Consider the following 16,497-nt stretch of genomic DNA (forward strand, 5'->3'; position numbering starts at 1 on the left):
TTATCTAATTATTTGTGATTATTCAATTTACATGCGAACACCTGCACCACTGCAGATGGGCGCCGTGGAGATGACCTTCCTGAACGTCCCGCTCAATTTCGTGAAAAATATCAAACTGCATACCCTTCAGACTTTCGCGAAGTGATTCAGGTTCATAGAGCAAAGATTCTACCGGCGGGCCGCCGGTTTTGAATTGTAGCTGACGCGGCGTGTATGCTTCCATCACAAAAACGCCACCCAGCTTCAATCCCTTAACAGAATCTCGATAAACTTGCGATCGCAACGGCTCCGGCAAATGGCAAAAAATTGAAACGATGCCATCCCACGTTTCAGGTTCAATTTCGAAATGCTGCAAATCTGCAACAACGGTTTCAATCGAGACATCATTTTTGGCAGCCAATTGCTGTGCTTTTTCCAATCCGACAGCGGAGGAATCCACTCCCGTAACGCGAAATTGTCTCTTCGCCAGAAAAACGCTGTTTCGACCCTCGCCTTCAGCGAGGCACAATATTTTTCCGCCCGTCGGCATTCGGTTTACAACGCTCTGCAAAAAGTCGTTTGGATCAGTGCCGTAAACGTATTCGCTGGCAGCGTAGCGGATGTCCCATTGATTCTGCATAAATTTCGATTCATTTTGTCAGTAATTGCACAAAACATTTTTTCATAAAAAAGAACACGGATGACGCAGAATTACGTCATCCGTATTCGGTGATTTTTTCAGATTATTTCAACAGCACCATTTTTTTGGTGATGTTTTGATTTTCGCCGGTCAGTTTGTAGAAATAGATGCCGGAGCCGACAGCAACACCTTTATCGTTGCGGCCGTCCCAGGTCAATTCGTAGCGATTTGGCGTTTGGAAACCATTCACCAACGTGCGAATTTGCTGACCCAACACGTTGTAAACGCTCAACTTATAAGTTCCTGCACTGTTTACAGTATAGCGAATGCTGGTGGTCGGGTTGAACGGATTCGGGAAATTTTGTTCCAGTTCAAACGCTGTGGGGAGGTTATCATCATCTTCGATACCAACGCTTGAGCCAACATCCAGGGTATCGCGGGGCAGGATTTTTGTGTTCCCAAAACTGAAATATCCAAATCCCTGCAAAAATGCCAGGTTGTCGTTCAATGCATAGGTTGAATCGAGGTTGCCACGGAATGCGCTGGCGCGATCGTCAACACGAACACCTCCGGTGCCGTCGTCGATGGTAAATTCACCGAAATTGCTCGGTGCATCCGGGAACGGATTGGTGACGGTCACGTTTTCAAAACGCAGCAAAACGCTTTCATAAGGCTCAACATCCGGGGCACCTGTAACCATTTGACCAGTAGTCAGAACAACCGGTTCAAAAGCGCCAACACCGGCATTTACAACAACGCTGTTGGTTACATTGTTGATGCGAGTGATGCCAAAATCTTCTTCGATGGTTCCGGTAACTTCCACTTCATCGCCATAGATATGGGTGAACGTGCCGTCATTTACCCAAATGCCGGACCACATATCGGCGGCTTCCTGGATATAATAGTCACCCAAAAAGTCCGTAGAATCGGTCATTACCACACCGCGAACGGTTACTTCGTAGCCATTGTACGGCGAGACATCAACCCGATATCCGTGGGTATCCTGCAAATCGCGAATACTTAAACCATTTTGGCGAACGGTATACATGTAAACTTGTCCGTTAGTGCGGGATGTATCTCCGGGTAATGTGCTGCGATCACCAACATTATCTACTGATGAAATAAAATAGCGAACAAACGCACCGTCTGACTGTGCCGGAATTGCACCTGCAAATGTATCTGCAACGGCATTCATTCGCAGGGATTGATAGGGTGCATCGTTGATGCTGTAGAACAATCGTGCTTCCTGAACGTTGCCATTGTCTACTATTGATGCTTTAACCGTTACGTTATCCGACGGCGTGGGTACACCAACGGTACGATATGCACCGGAAATTACCGGCGGGCTGGAAAGCTCTACTAAATCCAACGTATCACGTGGGTTAATTGTATATACCTGACCTGGCGATCCGCTTTCATCGCGAGTAAATCCGTAGACTTCAACTTCTGTACCGTTTGATGGCCATTGGTAAGCACCGGGAAGTCGATCATGAAACCAGTTAAAATATTCAGCAATGTAAGTAATACCGGTTCCATCGTTGATGGACGCCCAGTTGCCACTAATATTGTTGTTCACAATTACAGCATTTTCAACTTTAACCCATTGGCTTTCCCATTGTTCGCCGGCAGATTTACTGACCAAATCAGCAGCCGTAAGCACAATCGGATCCGGCAACGGATTACCTGCCGATTCAATCGTCACCGGAACTACCGGGTCCGGCTGAAAGGGCACACCGTAAATATTGATTTGCGAAAACGTGCTAAACTCCGAAATGACGCCGGTAAAGTAGCACACCATTCCAGGCTCAACAAATTGCAGTAGTGTCTGAATTTGGCTGGTATCGTCCTGAACCACAAAAAATCCGTTCCACGGATCGGTCGGCGTGTCCGGATCAACAATATAAATGGACCAGCGGGCGCCAATCCACAAATCGCGCGGACCGGTCATTACCAGACCTTTAACCACAACCGTATCGCCAACAAACGGCGATAAATCATCCGTTCCGGGATCGGAAACAAACTGCAGATCGTAAATGCTAAGGGTATCAAATGCTGCCTGTGCAAAAACGCTCTGTGATACGCCAATCAGCATAAGCACTAATAAGAATTGTGTCAATTTTTTCATCCATTCGCTCCTTTTTTTGGATTGATAATTGAATTATTTGATAATCACAAATTTTCCACGGTAAACATCCCCGCCGTCCAAATCTTTCACGGTAAACAGATACAATCCGGTTGCGATCGCCTGATCTGCTTCGGTAACCAGATCCCAGGCATGTTCGCCTCCGGCAAACACCGTTTTTCCTTCGGAAAACTGGCGATACCATTCGATATCGTCGCCGGTATACGCTTCGCCGTTGTGCACGAACGAACCCACCTGATCGCCAGCAAGCGTGTAAATGCGAACCTCGCAATTTTGAGGGAGATTGTAAAAATATAATTTTCGCTGACGTTCCAGCCCGCCATCCCACAGCGCGTTTACGCGGTAGGGATTGGGATAAACACCAATCTGCCGGTCAGCTTCGTTATTTACCGGCGTTCCGGGGCTTACCACAACGGCGTTTTGCAACCGGCTGCTTTCGAGGCTCGGCAGATTCAGTTCCACATCGCCGCTGTCGAAAGCAGAAATAGCAAACGCATATTGCCAGCCATTCAACAGATTGTCGATTTCCAGCTCGTAACGATAGGTGATCGTATCATTTAATCCGGTCTGGAGATTGGGAACAATTTCGGTTATCGGCTCTGCCATCAGCGCTTCGTCCAGTCCGCTGTCGTAAAATCGCCCATCGATGCGGTCGTATTCCGCAATAAGCTGCATATTTTCGAACAATCCCTGACCGGCAAATTCACCGCCTAAAAAGGAGCGATAAATACGATAACCTTCGAAATCTCGTTCTTTGGAAATCAGGTCGACGGATTTTTCCGCAGTATCGTCCCAGCGCAACACCACTTTCCGGTTTCCGGGAATCACTTTCAGATTCGGTGGCGATGGCGGTGTTGGCAAAATATAACGATCGAGGCGACCGTTGCCGTTCACATCTTCGGTGGAATCGGTTCCGGCAAAATCGAGAATGCCATTGCGATTACTATCTTCGCCGTGATAGGCGCGCTGCGCCCAAGATACGTTTTCCAATAAATTTTTGCGTTGATTAATGGTATCAAACCGGGGTGGATCGCCGCCAAATTTACGTCCGCAAACAATTGCAAATACTGCGTTTATGGATTCACCAGCCGGAATCGAAGAAAACGGGCCGGTGCTGATCAAATTCATATAATTGCCCGGCTGATTGTTAATTGCCTCATTCGCGATAGCTTCGCCCATGCGTTGGTATTTGCTGGCTTCGTCTGCCGGTGCACGTTCCCAGTCGGCATCGCCACCGCTGAACAACCACCAGTTGTTGATCATCTCATTTTGATAGGTTACGCCACTGGGTGTTTCGCCGCCGAGCAAAACCATCGCAACGTAACTGTCCGCATTGCTGTAGTTGTTGGCGCCGTATTCATATGCATAAATCATTTTAGCGGTATCGTTATTCATAAAACCGATGCCGACATCCGAGTAAAACGGACCGCCGACACGTGGAGAAATATTGTTGGTATTTCTAACCACCAAATCTGCCCAAAGCCCGACGTATGTATTGTTGATGGGTTCATCGCTCAAATTGGTGATGGTGTAATTGAGAATTACAAAATCATCGGCAAAGGGGAAATTCCATGCGTATGTTTCCATGTGCACAGCAAGTCCCAGCGGTTGATGATTGGGAATTTGAATCGCTGTTCCGGGGATAAACGTATTGGTATCCACAAAATCTGCCACAAAATCCTGATGGCTGATCGCCTCCGGCGAATAAAACGCGTTTGCCGGCAGCGACGATCGCTCGCTGATCAGATCGTTTAAATCGGCGGTATTGGTAAATTCAAAATTGGCAGCGCCCGCACCGCCGGACAAACTGGAAATATTGAATGCACCGGTCGTTACGCGAATGCCTTGCGATGTTTCGCCGCCAACCCACAGCCCGCCGACAAAAATATGTTCAATTGCCGAACCTTTGGGATATTCGCAGGATGGTTGATCAATGGGTGTTTGCGACACAAAACCATCGCCAAACGTGCCATAGTTTGTAACCGTCAGGCTAATATTGCCGACGTTGGTAAAATTATCATCGTCATCAACCAATACTTTGGCAAAACGGGGATCCTTCAAAAGCGGGGACCGATCTTGCGAAAAAGCACTGCCAAAACAAAGGAAGATGAATGCGGATAACATTAGCGCTGTAAAATCACGGGGAATTTTTTGCATACTGGAAATGGGTCTCAATTTGTTATTCTTATCATCGCTGCCAAACTTATCGATCCGATATTACAGGAGCAATTCAATGTAACATCAAAATGACAAAAATGATTATACATTCCATCATCCAGAAAAGCAAGCATAGTTTAAACACAGTTTACCCTTTAATCCATTGGTGAAATTTATGCACAAATTCGTCTTGCTTTTTCCGCTGTTTTTTTCGTATTTCAGGAACTGAAAGGACAACAACAACCATTGATAATTCCAGAAATGAATAAATCTACGCCCATATTACTGATTGCGCTGTTGCTGCCGATGCTGCTTCTCGGACAATCGAATCGCCCGTTAAACATGTTTTATCCGGGCAACATCCGTTTTTCATCTTCCATACCTGCGGCACGGTCGCTGGCGATGGGCGGTGGCGCAATCGCCCTGCCGGACGATCCATCGGCGGTTACCATCAATCCGGCCGGACTCGGAATATTTTCGCGACCGGCGCTCTCGGCAACCACTCGCTACCTTTACTTTACAGATGCGGAAACCGCTTATCACCCCGCAGAAAATATCGAACCGGACAAAATTCTCGATCAAACGTTGATCAGTGCGTTGGTAGTTTGGAAAAATATTCGCTTCGGAAGTTTTCGGGAGACCATTTACGATCAGCGGGTTTTGTTTACCAGCCCGCAACAATTTGTGGTTTATCCCGGTGAAACATCGACTAACCTGTTGCGCAGAAACTTTCCCTCGCGTGAAATTATTGCCCGAACGCAATTGGTGGAAAATGGGATTTCGGTGGGATTTCGGATCGGGTTGCAGTTTACAGCAGGCATTTTATTGCGCCTAACCCGATTGGAATATGGACTTACGGATCGCCAATATTTCCCGCGCGATATTTCTTCGGCTGCGCCGGGATCAACGATTACATCAGATTTTTCGACCGGAAATTTGTACGCATCACAAACATTTGACGAACGCAGCACCAAACCGGGCTTTACGATTGGTGTGCTCAACCGCTTTTCCGGGCGACTGGTGGTAGGTGCCGTTTATCATTTTCGCCCGACATTTAACGTGACCGGCGAAACATATTTGCCCGCGTTCACCTTTCGCAACGGACAGCAACTCACGGAGTTTCCGGCAGAACAATTTCGTAAAGTCACTTTCAAATGGAATATGCCGGATGCTTTCGGCGCCGGATTCGCATATAAATATCGCGGATGGATGAACCTCACGCTGGATCTGTGGCGCGTCCGATATTCCGAAATGACCGAATCGTTAGCGGATGACGGCTTCACCAATTTGATCCAGAATGATCAAACCGGCAACGCAAATGAGCAGGATTTGTTGTTGGAAGACAGTTGGGAATGGCATGCCGGAATGGAATATATTTTCCGGTTTTTCTCTAAAAATCGTCGCTTTCCGGTGCGATTCGGGTTTTACCGCAAATCAGCCGGCGTGCTCCACAGCGAAGGCAACGCGGATAATTTTCAGCAAATTTTCCCCAAACCCTCATCGGAAAATCATTACACTGGCGGGCTGGGATTTTTATTTGGCGATCGCCTGCGTTTTGACGGCGCGATCGACATCTCCGCAAACGGCTTTATTTTTATGGGCACATCCGTTTACACATTCTAAAAAATCTGGAATAACCCGACGTAATCAATTTTGTGTTTGTAATTCGGGAATTCTTCGCGCAAACGCGATTTCAGCACTTTTGTCGATGGTTCAATTGCGAAAACAGTTAACCCATTATCCGGTGTGGACACCCGAACCACCCAACTGACTTTGCGCATGATTACGTTCACCGAAATCTGCGGTTTGACCTGCAGGCGTTTGTGCACCGGCCTTTTTATTAATGTTTCCATCATTTGCATAAATTACTCCTTTGTTACGGCTTCCCGTATGTTACAGCGATGTTCGGTTGATAAGATCCGCCCCTGCCATCCGGTGGCGGAGGCGGAATCATTATCGGGTAATTCGCTATGGGCGATAGCTTTTTATTAACGATCTACACTTCGGATGTGCATCCCTTGCACAGGTGGCGCAAAGAATTTATCATTCCTCAGCTATTTTAAACATCAGCGAGAAATCTGATCATTTTGGGACAATTGCCAATCGAGATCTTCGATATATTGGAACAGCAATTCCTGAGTTTCCCGGTACGATTGCAGTTCGGCATTCTGCAACCACGGAAAAGATTCAGGTTGAACCAAATACGATGACACAATAAACGCCCGGTTCCGCAACCGCTGGTTTGTCGATGTTTGCAGGATTTTGTTCAAATCATGATTGGCGGCAGCGTAATCCAATATGGGATAAAACCGCTTCAAAATCATAATTTGTAACATGGCAGATTCCACAATGCCGTCGTTGTGATGCCGCAAATTTTGCTGATATGCTTTCAAAGCTTTTGCGACTTCCGGTTGCTGCAGACCCAGCGAGTCCGCTTTTCCGGTTGCGACAAACACCAACGCGGTTACCATCAACATCGCCATTATTTTCTTACTCAACTTCATTACGACTACCTCCATTTTACTGAATGACACAGTGATTAAGATAGATGCGCGCGCGTATATTTTCCGGTTTCAGCAAAACAATCATCACCAAAATTTCCTGTGAATTTATTTGCTGAAATCAGAAAAATATGAACAAAGACAGTAGCGCAATCGAACCCTGTCACTGGTTTTCAAGAAGTGTTGCCAATTGATTGGCACAATCAACGGAAGGCGCAATGGTTCGTTGGTGATATCCATGAACCGGATGCAACGGAAACTCGGTTTGCATCGCCTTAACTGTCACAGAGCCTTCTCCATTGAAAAAGCACATGACAATCTGACGATCCTGAACGAGTTCATATTGCCCATTGTCCAGACGCTGAAAACCCAACGATAGCAAATGAGAATCTGTTAAAGGTAGTTTATTTGTATGAGTAGCCATTGTGATGTCTCTTTTCATTTTGTAACATTTGTGAAACACAATTGCAATCCCGCTTTTAAAAAACATCGCCCGGTACGCGACTTACCGGGCGATGGGTTGTTACAGGAGGTCCAATCTGCAACTGTCTTCGCTAATAGTAGATACAAGTGCTGTGCCAGTTTTTGGCTGAATCTGCAATGTGTTATTTATAATCAACTTACAGCAAGCAATCTGTTTTGCGCCAATTTTCACTTGGATGGTACAAAACATGGAATGGAAGCTACGCTCACACGCTTAAGTAATTAAAAAACAGTAATATAACCACAATGGCACATTTGTACCAATTGGAACAAATGTGCCACCCATTAAAAATCATTGATTTTGATCAGCTTTTGGGAGGTGAAAAAACAGGATTTTCTTACTTTTTGGAGCGAATCAGCCGGTTATTCAACGCTTTGCGGGACATCCCGATCAGTTGTGAGGCAAGGGTTTGGTTGCCGTCCGCACGTTTCAGCGCTTCTTCGATGAGCATATCCTCAATTTCTTTCATCGATGGGCAACGGATCGAGAAACACCACGCCTTTGTATTCGCTGCGCTCATGGGTTTGGGCAGATGACGGTGTCGCTCGAATCGGGCTTTCCGCCAATCCAACCCGCACTTTGAATGTTTCCAGCGACAAAATGCCGCCGGTGTGCAAACTCAACGCGTCATAAATCATCCCTTCCAGCTCGCGGATGTTACCGGGAAAACTGTAGGTTCGCAGCAATGTGAACAATTCTTTTGGCGATGTCGGTTTCTTTTTCTTCAATTCGTTGGCTGCTTTTTCGAGAAAATGATCCACCAGCGGCACAATATCTTCCCGGCGTTCCCGCAGCGGCGGAATATGCACATGGTGGGATTTTAACCGATAATACAAATCCTTCCGGAACGTTCCGGCAGCCTGCATTTCATCGAGATTGCAGTTGGTTGCCACTACCACCCGTGCATCGGATACTTTGGGCACATCCGATCCGAGCGGATAATATTTGCTTTCCTGCAGCAACCGCAACAACTTCACCTGCGATTCCATGCTCAAATCGCCGATTTCGTCCATAAACAATGTGCCTTCCGTGGCTTGTTCGATCAATCCTTTGCGATTGTCATCCGCACCGGTGAAAGCACCTTTTTTGTGTCCGAACAGCGTATCGGAAAACAGCGTATCGTCCAGCCCTGCGACGTTTACCGTCACAAATTCACCTTTTCGCCGGCTGAGCCGGTGAATCGATTTTGCGATCAGCTCCTTCCCCACTCCCGTTTCGCCGGTGATGAGCACCGGTAAATAGGTTTGGGCAACTGCTTCCAGATATTGGAAAATCGCCCGCATCGTCGAATTTTGGGTCACAATTTCTTCGAACACTTCCGGATGCTGCAATTCGCCGGTGAGCAAATATTGTTTGAGCAATTTGTTTTGCCAACGCACTTCGCTCATTTCCATCGCGCGTTTTACGGAGCTTACCAATCGCGAATTATCAACCGGCTTCACGATGTAATCGAACGCGCCCATTTTCATGCAATCAACCGCCAGTTCCACATCGTTAAGCGCAGTGATGATAATCAACGGAATATCCGGATAATCGCGAATAATCTGTGGCGCAAGTTCCTCGCCAGGCAAAAACGGCATGCGCATGTCCAGCGCAACCAGCGAAAATTCCTCGCTTTTCAGCATCCCCTGCACTTCCCGGCTGTCCGAACAGGTTTGGATATTGTTAAAACCGGCGGATTTCAGGGTCAGTTTGGCGCTTCGTAAAAATTGTTCCTCGTCATCAACGAGTAAAATCGGATACACAGGATAAGTTGTCATAATTATTTGTTTTTATTTCATTTAGCTGTTTGTATTATTTAACCGGATGCGCAACCGGCAACCGCAGCGAAACGGTCGTTCCGTGCCCCGGTTCAGAATCAAACAAAATGGCACCGTTGTGATCTTTGATAATTTGATACGAAATCGAAAGCCCAAGTCCGGTGCCCTCCTGATCCAGTTTTGTGGTAAAAAACGGATCGAACACATGATTTCTATTTTTCGGATCGATGCCAACGCCTTCGTCGCGCACTTCGATCACCACTTTTTCTTCAATTTCATCGAACCAGGTGGATACCGAAATGCTTTTTTCCGGATCGTCCACCGCATGGCAAGCGTTGGTTAGCAAATTGATGAGCACCTGCTCCAACTGTTGACGATTGCCGTGAATAATCGGTAAATTTTCTGCCAGATAAGTTGAAAAATAATAGGTCGATTTGTGAATGAGATTGTTGCTCAACAGCACTGCAGATTTTACCACCGCATTCAAATCGATATTTTGATTTAAATCCCCTTTATCTTTGCGCGAAAATGCTTTCAGGCTGTTGACAATTTTTTTGATGCGCACCGCACCGTCGATGATGCCCGCCAGCGATTCTGTAATGCTCTGCCGCGATTCCGTAAACGGGATACTGGCAAGGTGAAACTCACCGTTTTGCTCATAATATTCATCCAGAATCGGGCGGATATTTTTCCACGCATCGGACAAAAATTGGGCATTTAACAATATGAAATTATTGGGGTTATTCACTTCGTGAGCGACACCGGCTACCAGCACACCCAGCGATGCCATTTTATCAGCCTGAATCAACTGTTGCTGCTGCCGCCGTTTTTCGTTATCGATGTGCTTCAGCTCAGTGATATCGTTGATCAAACCGTCATACGAAACAACGCGCCCGCTTTCATCTTTGTGCAAAACGATGGTATTTTTGATCCAGCGAACGCTACTGTCCCGGTGCCGAATGCGGTGCTCAAACGGCGCAACTTCCTCACCGTTTTGGGCTTTTTGGGTGAGCGCCCGCACCACTTCCTGATCATCCTCATACACCATTTCGAACCACAAACCGGGATTATCCAGATAATCTTTCGATGAATAACCGGTAACCGCCTGGCAACCCGGACCGTGATAGGTGTAAACCGCTTCGCCGTTTTCGATGAAAACGGTGTAAATATAATCCGTGAGATATTGCACCAGCCGTTTATAGCTTTGCTCGCTATCGCGGAGGATATCCTGCAGCTTTTCCCGGCTGATCTCCAGCCGTTCCAATTCCTTAATCCGCTTTTTCAGCGTGTCCAGTTCTTCTTCGGGCTGCTGTTTTTTGACGTCATCCGGCTCGGACATAGGACTTCAATTTCTTTATTTACAATTGCTTATCAGCGATAATTATGTTAACGCCGATTTGATTTCGCCAACCAATTTACGAACGCTGGCAACCGCGCTATCAATATCTTTTGCTTCAGCGATGGCGCGAATTACTGCGCTGCCGACAATCACGCCGTCACAGTACGGGGCGATGGCGCGGGCGGTTTCCGCGTTGGAAATACCGAATCCCACTAACACCGGATGCACGATTTGGGAGCGCAATCGCTCCAGAAATATCCGCGTTTCCGGTGGCAGCGTATCCCGTGCGCCGGTTACGCCGGTCAGCGAAACGGCGTAAACAAACCCGCCGCTTTGGCTGTTTACCAGCTCAATCCGCGATTTTGGCGTATTCGGTGCCACCAAAAAAATAATATCCAAATCCCGTTCGCGGGCCATTTCGCAAATGCGTTCGCTTTCTTCCGGCGGCAGATCGGGAATAATAAAACCACCGGCGCCGGCAGCTTTGGCATCGTCCATCAATTTTGCCCAGCCGTAATGCATAAACGGATTGCTGTATCCCATCAAAATTGCGGGAACAGATTGCGCAGCGGTAAAATCCGCGAGCATTTTTAGTGATTTTGCAAGAGTTGTGCCGTTTTTCAGGGCAACTTGCGCGGCGTTTTGGATGGTCGGGCCATCTGCCAGCGGATCGCTGAACGGGATGCCCAATTCCACCAAATCGGCACCGGCGTCCACAATTGCGTTCAGCAACGGCAGCGTAGCATCCGGCGTCGGAAATCCGGTTGTCAGATAAATGGACAACATTTTCTCGCCGTTGCGGCGCTTTTCGTCAAGGTATGTTCGAAAATTCGATGTCATTATTTTCTTCCGTAACAATTCTTCATTCGGTACCGGCTGGTCCCGTTTCCATTTTAAGATTGGAAGATAACCACCAACCGCGATAGAATCCAATTGTTTCAGGTGAAAAAATAAAAAAAAAAACACCGCCGGGCAAAAGCCGCGACGGCGTTGTGTGGAGAGTGCTACTGTATGAAGGCTATTCGGTTAGTTTTCGATTTTGTAAATGGTGACACCGTAATTGACCGGATCGCGCGGCGGTGCGCTGTTCCAATCACGGAAGGAATGGGAATCGTCGGATTCGTAATGGAGCACGTAATCGCCGGCACGCAGGAAAACGGTATCGTTAAATTCCCGGTTTTTGCGGGCACCACCGGCATAATCGGTGCTGCGATAAGTCATTTCCCAAACCACTTTGCCGCTTTTGGCATCTTCGATCCAGGCGTAATCGAACATCTCGCCGCTGCGCCCTTCGCCGATGGCGTAAACGCGAACATTGCCGTCTTTATTCAATGAAAACCGTTCTTTGCGGTTTTCCCAATCACCAACTTCCACAATGCGAGCGATGATATTTTTGTCCATCTCTTCGCGGTATTCGCCAATATCGCTGGATTTGAAATTGTCATCCGCTGCAATAATGGTGATGCCCCATGCTTCCTGATCAAACGGCGGAGAGGCGTTCCAATCACGCCAGGAGTGGGAGCCATCGGTCACGAAATGCACCATGTAATTGCCTTTTTTGAGATCGATCACTTCGTCCGACAGCCGGTTTTTGCTGTTGCCGCCGGCGTGATCGGTATCGCGATAATTCATTTCCCAAACGCGTTCGTGATTGGTGGCGTCGGTTATCCAGCCGTAATCATACATATCGCCACCAGTGCCTTCGCCGATGGCGTAAACGCGCACTTTCATATCTTTTTTGAGCGAAAATCCTTTGCTGACGTATGCGTCATCGCGCAGTTTATTCAGCTCAACAATCACGTTTTTGGCCGGAATATCTTCGTAATTATACAATTTTACGTTGTTGCGATCCGAATCTTTTTCGGTGTAAATGCTCAATCCCCAAAATGCCGGATCGTGCGGCGGCGGGGAATTCCAGTCGCGCGGGGTGTGCGAATCATCGGTTACGTAAAACGCGGCGTATCTGCCGGCCGGCAAATTGATGGTTTCTTTCATGTAGCGGTTTTTTTCTGCGCCACCGGCGTAATCGCTGTCGCGATCGTCGAACCGCCACACTTGCCGGCGGGTATCCGCATTGATAATCCAGCCATAATCAAACGTGCCGTCGCGGGCTTCACCGAGGCAGTAAACAACGAGATCCGTTGCTTTGCTGAGTTCGAAACCTTGTTTCAAATATTCCTCTTCGCGACTGGTAGTGAGATTCACAACCGCTTGTTTTTTAAGCGTTTCCTGATAATCAATTACTTCCTGAGTGCTCAGCTTTTTGCCGTTCGCTGTCACAGTCACGTAAAAATCTTCGGACAATTCGTATTCACGATCATCATCGCGATCGCGTCCGAAAAAGAAGTTGGTAAAGCTCCAGCCATCGTGCCATTCCCATGAGGGAAAGTTGGCATAATACACCTCGTATCGCCCTTTGGGCAGCCGAACCGTATCTTTGTATTCCCGTAAACGGCGTTCCAGCCATTTGGAATTGGCGTCTGTCAGCTCCCAAACCACTTCGCGATTATCCGCGTTCAAAATCCATGCGCTGGTGGTCATGTAATTACGGCTGCGATGATGGGTGCCAACCGCGTCAATTTGAACATCCTGTTCGCTATCCAGCACGAATCCGGCAAATTTTACTTCTTCGGGATCAATTCGCTCGATTTTCACCAATTCAGTTTGCGCCAAAATCACCCCGAAAAATGAACTCGCCATTATCGCTGCTACCATCAATTTGAATGTTGTTCTCATTTTAAAACTCCCTTTATGGTCTTCGTTAACACTTTTCAAAGACGGGAGTTTTGAAATAAAGTTTCTATCGATGGGGCAAATCAGTAGTATTTTTTGGAGAAACCGGTAAAGCGGGTACATTTATTTGTGACGGATTCAAAGAATGATTCACTGAAAAACTGGATAGCGAGAGCAAACCGCAACAATCACAATTGTGGTCCGGCTTTGCGCGCGTCGCCGTCGCGTTGGGTGATTTCGCGATTGTCCAGATATTCCAGCAACGGAATCGCGTGTTTGCGGGTGGAGCCGATCAAATCCTTAAATTCAGCAACTGAAATCTGATTATTTGATTGAAAATAGCCGCGCAGCAAATCCAGCAATTTCGAAAACGCATCGCTGTGAAACAGCAATGTTGCGTCCACCTGCACTAATTTCCCTTCTTCCCGGAGCATCCGGGTGATCTCTTTAAAATCTTTCACAGATACGCCAAACTCAACTATTGCATCCTTTACGGTTGGCGGCGCAAATCCGGCATCGCGGTAACGCTGTTCCAGCGATTGATACACCACAGAATCCTTCGATGACAATTGCGGTGTAAAATCGAACAGCCGGTAGCTACCCGAATCGTTCGCCAGCGATTTCTGATTCACACCAATTTGCAACGATTTGCGAATCGCTTCCGCCGGAAAATACCGCGAAAGTGCGCTGATAATTTCCGCATCTTTCATCCCGGTTCTGCCGGGATGTTTTTGGTGATATTTTGCGAGCAGCCCAGACACCCGTTCAGTGACGGCAACAATCTGTTCCGCCGAAAAATATGCAGGTTTTCCAGCAATCGATTCCGCGAATATTTGCTGATTTTTCTGCAACGCTTTCAGATTCGATTGCAAATCCGCCAGCGGTAAATTGACCGAAATTTTGATCTCCCACAGCGATTGCGGCTTTGCGGAAATCCGGTCGAATGTCGCCAGAATGCGTAGTTTATCGTCATCGCCGGTGAACCGGATCATCGTTTCGCGAAACAGGTCTGCAAATTTTTTGCGATAGCGAAACGGGTTAATTTGCAGCACCTCTCCCCCGCCGATCGTGCGCTGCGGCGAGTATTGCCGGATGATAAATCGATCCTGAGCCATCGCGTGCAGCGGCGATTCCAGCCGGAGTTGTGCGAATGTTTGCGAACCGGGATTCAGCTTTGGCGCATCCGGCAGCAGCACCCGCGCCATCACTTCCGCTGTGTGAATATGCAACCGGATTCGCTGATTATTTTTTAACGGCGCCGGTGCATCCGCCAGCATTTTCAGCGATACGTTCATTAGCGTAACCGGCTGAAAAACATCAACTTGTGCAAGCACCATCCCTCGCTCGATTTCGTGCGGTTCCACATTCGCCAGATTCACCGCTGCGCGATCGCCGGTGCGCACAAACGACACATCCGCATCGTGGCTTTGCATGCCGCGCACCCGGGTTTTCTGTCCGGTTGGCTGAATTTCCAGCTCGTCGCCCGGCTTTAGCTGCCCGCCAATTACGGTTCCGGTGATCACCGAACCAAAGCCTTTCACGGAAAATACGCGATCCACCGGCTGCCGGAAAATTTCCGAATCCGCCCGTGCGGGAATGGTGGCGAGTGTTTCGAGAATTTTTGCGCGAAGCTCGTCGATGCCCACATTTTTGGCGACGGATGTTTGTAAAATCGGGCTATCTGCAAACGCCGTTCCGGAGAGCAATTGACGAATGTCGTCTTCCACCAGCATCAGCCAGTCGTCATCGGCGAGATCGGTTTTGGTGATCACAAAAATACCGTGGCGAATGTGCAACAAATTGATGATATCAAAATGCTCACGGGTTTGCGGCATCACCCCGTCATCGGCGGCGATCACGAATAAAACGAGGTCGATGCTGCTGACGCCTGCCACCATATTTTTGATGAAGCGCTCGTGCCCAGGAACATCGATAAATGTAATATTTTCAGTGAGATGCGCAAATCCCAAATCGATAGTGATGCCGCGTTTTTTCTCCTCCGGCAGCCGATCGGTATCAACGCCGGAAAGCGCTTTCACCAGCGCAGTTTTGCCGTGATCGATGTGCCCGGCAGTGCCGATCACAAATTGGCGGGTGCTGTCAACATTCGGTTTTTCGCTCATCAGGGAATCAGCCAGGTTGCGTGAAGGTGTTCATTTTTCCATTCAAATTTGGCGCGGCGGTTCCCTTTTGCCGCGAGATACAGCCAGTCCATTTCGCGAATTTGGCAGGATATCGCGCAAAAATTGGCGCGTCCGAGGTCGTTGGATTCGCTTTCGGTGGGGCGGCGCAGTTGCAAATATTCCGGCAATCCGGATTCCGGCGAATCGGAAAGGGTGCCGGGCGCCATCGGAATGCAGTAGCAGCGGCGGCTCATCAACTGGCTGGCGGCCCACCGTTCATCGGCAATGCTGTCGTCGGAATGGATTTTTGCATCGCTGATAATCCGCAACTGCACCTTTCGCTCCGGGTGATAAAACAGCCAGCTAACCACTGGATTATTCTGAATTTGCGCTACTTTTTCGGTTCGAAAATCAGTGTGAAAAATCAGCGTTCGCGATGCCGGATCAAATTTTCGAAAAATGACGGTTCGCAACTGTGGCGCGTTATTTTCAACCGTGCCGATCACCGGCGTGTGCAGCGGATCGTGCCGGTCGGAAACGCCGGTCTCGAGCATCCCGAAACATTTTTGGAGAATTTCGTCGAAGGAATCCCAGCTTTCGTGTTGATACTCGCCCATGCTGCCCCGTTTTGAAAAATT

Annotated in this window: 12 protein-coding genes and 1 pseudogene; 1 reads left to right on the forward strand and 12 read right to left on the reverse strand. The window is 48.0% G+C overall.

Annotated elements, in window-relative coordinates; genetic code table 11:
* Window positions 1-22: 22 nt before the first annotated feature.
* The 3 genes from H6629_18820 to H6629_18830 all read right to left on the reverse strand — a co-directional run bounded on the left by H6629_18820 (window position 23) and on the right by H6629_18830 (window position 4,823).
* Entirely contained in the window at window positions 23-619 is a 597-nt protein-coding gene (locus H6629_18820; GenBank protein ID MCB9069836.1) for a class I SAM-dependent methyltransferase, read from the reverse strand.
* Window positions 620-722: 103 nt separating this feature from the next.
* Window positions 723-2,744, reverse strand: coding sequence for a T9SS type A sorting domain-containing protein (locus tag H6629_18825; GenBank protein MCB9069837.1), 2,022 nt, complete (start codon window positions 2,742-2,744; stop codon window positions 723-725).
* Between the two features lie 33 nt (window positions 2,745-2,777).
* On the reverse strand, window positions 2,778-4,823 hold the full coding sequence (locus H6629_18830) for a hypothetical protein (GenBank protein MCB9069838.1): 2,046 nt from the start codon (window positions 4,821-4,823) through the stop codon (window positions 2,778-2,780).
* A gap of 357 nt (window positions 4,824-5,180) precedes the next feature.
* Here H6629_18830 and H6629_18835 point away from each other — a divergent pair, with 357 nt between their 5' ends.
* Window positions 5,181-6,542 carry an outer membrane protein transport protein gene (locus H6629_18835; GenBank protein ID MCB9069839.1) on the forward strand — a complete coding sequence of 454 codons (1,362 nt, stop codon included), beginning with the start codon at window positions 5,181-5,183 and terminating at the stop codon, window positions 6,540-6,542.
* Here H6629_18835 and H6629_18840 read toward each other — a convergent pair.
* The 9 genes and pseudogenes from H6629_18840 to H6629_18880 all read right to left on the reverse strand — a co-directional run bounded on the left by H6629_18840 (window position 6,539) and on the right by H6629_18880 (window position 16,476).
* Window positions 6,539-6,781 (reverse strand): hypothetical protein, encoded by a 243-nt coding sequence (locus H6629_18840; GenBank protein ID MCB9069840.1) that lies wholly within the window; start codon window positions 6,779-6,781, stop codon window positions 6,539-6,541. The two genes, H6629_18835 and H6629_18840, sit on opposite strands and share 4 nt — an antisense overlap.
* A gap of 204 nt (window positions 6,782-6,985) precedes the next feature.
* Window positions 6,986-7,423, reverse strand: a complete 438-nt coding sequence (locus H6629_18845) for a hypothetical protein (GenBank protein ID MCB9069841.1) — start codon at window positions 7,421-7,423, stop codon at window positions 6,986-6,988.
* A gap of 160 nt (window positions 7,424-7,583) precedes the next feature.
* Window positions 7,584-7,844 (reverse strand): hypothetical protein, encoded by a 261-nt coding sequence (locus tag H6629_18850; protein MCB9069842.1) that lies wholly within the window; start codon window positions 7,842-7,844, stop codon window positions 7,584-7,586.
* A gap of 397 nt (window positions 7,845-8,241) precedes the next feature.
* Window positions 8,242-9,664: pseudogene (locus H6629_18855) on the reverse strand (sigma-54-dependent Fis family transcriptional regulator).
* Window positions 9,665-9,698: 34 nt separating this feature from the next.
* Window positions 9,699-11,003, reverse strand: a complete 1,305-nt coding sequence (locus H6629_18860; protein MCB9069843.1) for a PAS domain-containing protein — start codon at window positions 11,001-11,003, stop codon at window positions 9,699-9,701.
* A 42-nt stretch (window positions 11,004-11,045) separates the two neighbouring features.
* Complete coding sequence (locus H6629_18865) at window positions 11,046-11,843, reverse strand: tryptophan synthase subunit alpha (protein ID MCB9069844.1); 798 nt, start codon at window positions 11,841-11,843, stop codon at window positions 11,046-11,048.
* A gap of 186 nt (window positions 11,844-12,029) precedes the next feature.
* On the reverse strand, window positions 12,030-13,739 hold the full coding sequence (locus tag H6629_18870; protein MCB9069845.1) for a hypothetical protein: 1,710 nt from the start codon (window positions 13,737-13,739) through the stop codon (window positions 12,030-12,032).
* Between the two features lie 185 nt (window positions 13,740-13,924).
* Window positions 13,925-15,859 carry a selenocysteine-specific translation elongation factor gene (selB, locus tag H6629_18875; protein ID MCB9069846.1) on the reverse strand — a complete coding sequence of 645 codons (1,935 nt, stop codon included), beginning with the start codon at window positions 15,857-15,859 and terminating at the stop codon, window positions 13,925-13,927.
* Window positions 15,859-16,476 (reverse strand): pyridoxamine 5'-phosphate oxidase family protein, encoded by a 618-nt coding sequence (locus H6629_18880; protein MCB9069847.1) that lies wholly within the window; start codon window positions 16,474-16,476, stop codon window positions 15,859-15,861. Before H6629_18880 ends, selB begins: the two co-directional genes overlap by 1 nt.
* Between the last annotated feature and the right edge of the window lie 21 nt (window positions 16,477-16,497).

This window comes from Calditrichia bacterium, assembly GCA_020634975.1.
In the GTDB taxonomy this organism is placed as follows: Bacteria; Calditrichota; Calditrichia; order RBG-13-44-9; family J075; genus JACKAQ01.

Coding starts and splice junctions, on each gene's coding strand:
- H6629_18820 (MCB9069836.1), bottom strand. CDS start 619: ATGCAGAATCAATGGGACATCCGCTACGCTGCCAGCGAATACGTTTAC.
- H6629_18825 (MCB9069837.1), bottom strand. CDS start 2,744: ATGAAAAAATTGACACAATTCTTATTAGTGCTTATGCTGATTGGCGTA.
- H6629_18835 (MCB9069839.1), top strand. CDS start 5,181: ATGAATAAATCTACGCCCATATTACTGATTGCGCTGTTGCTGCCGATG.
- H6629_18840 (MCB9069840.1), bottom strand. CDS start 6,781: ATGCAAATGATGGAAACATTAATAAAAAGGCCGGTGCACAAACGCCTG.
- H6629_18845 (MCB9069841.1), bottom strand. CDS start 7,423: ATGAAGTTGAGTAAGAAAATAATGGCGATGTTGATGGTAACCGCGTTG.
- H6629_18850 (MCB9069842.1), bottom strand. CDS start 7,844: ATGGCTACTCATACAAATAAACTACCTTTAACAGATTCTCATTTGCTA.
- H6629_18860 (MCB9069843.1), bottom strand. CDS start 11,003: ATGTCCGAGCCGGATGACGTCAAAAAACAGCAGCCCGAAGAAGAACTG.
- H6629_18865 (MCB9069844.1), bottom strand. CDS start 11,843: ATGACATCGAATTTTCGAACATACCTTGACGAAAAGCGCCGCAACGGC.
- H6629_18870 (MCB9069845.1), bottom strand. CDS start 13,739: ATGAGAACAACATTCAAATTGATGGTAGCAGCGATAATGGCGAGTTCA.
- selB (MCB9069846.1), bottom strand. CDS start 15,859: ATGAGCGAAAAACCGAATGTTGACAGCACCCGCCAATTTGTGATCGGC.
- H6629_18880 (MCB9069847.1), bottom strand. CDS start 16,476: ATGGGCGAGTATCAACACGAAAGCTGGGATTCCTTCGACGAAATTCTC.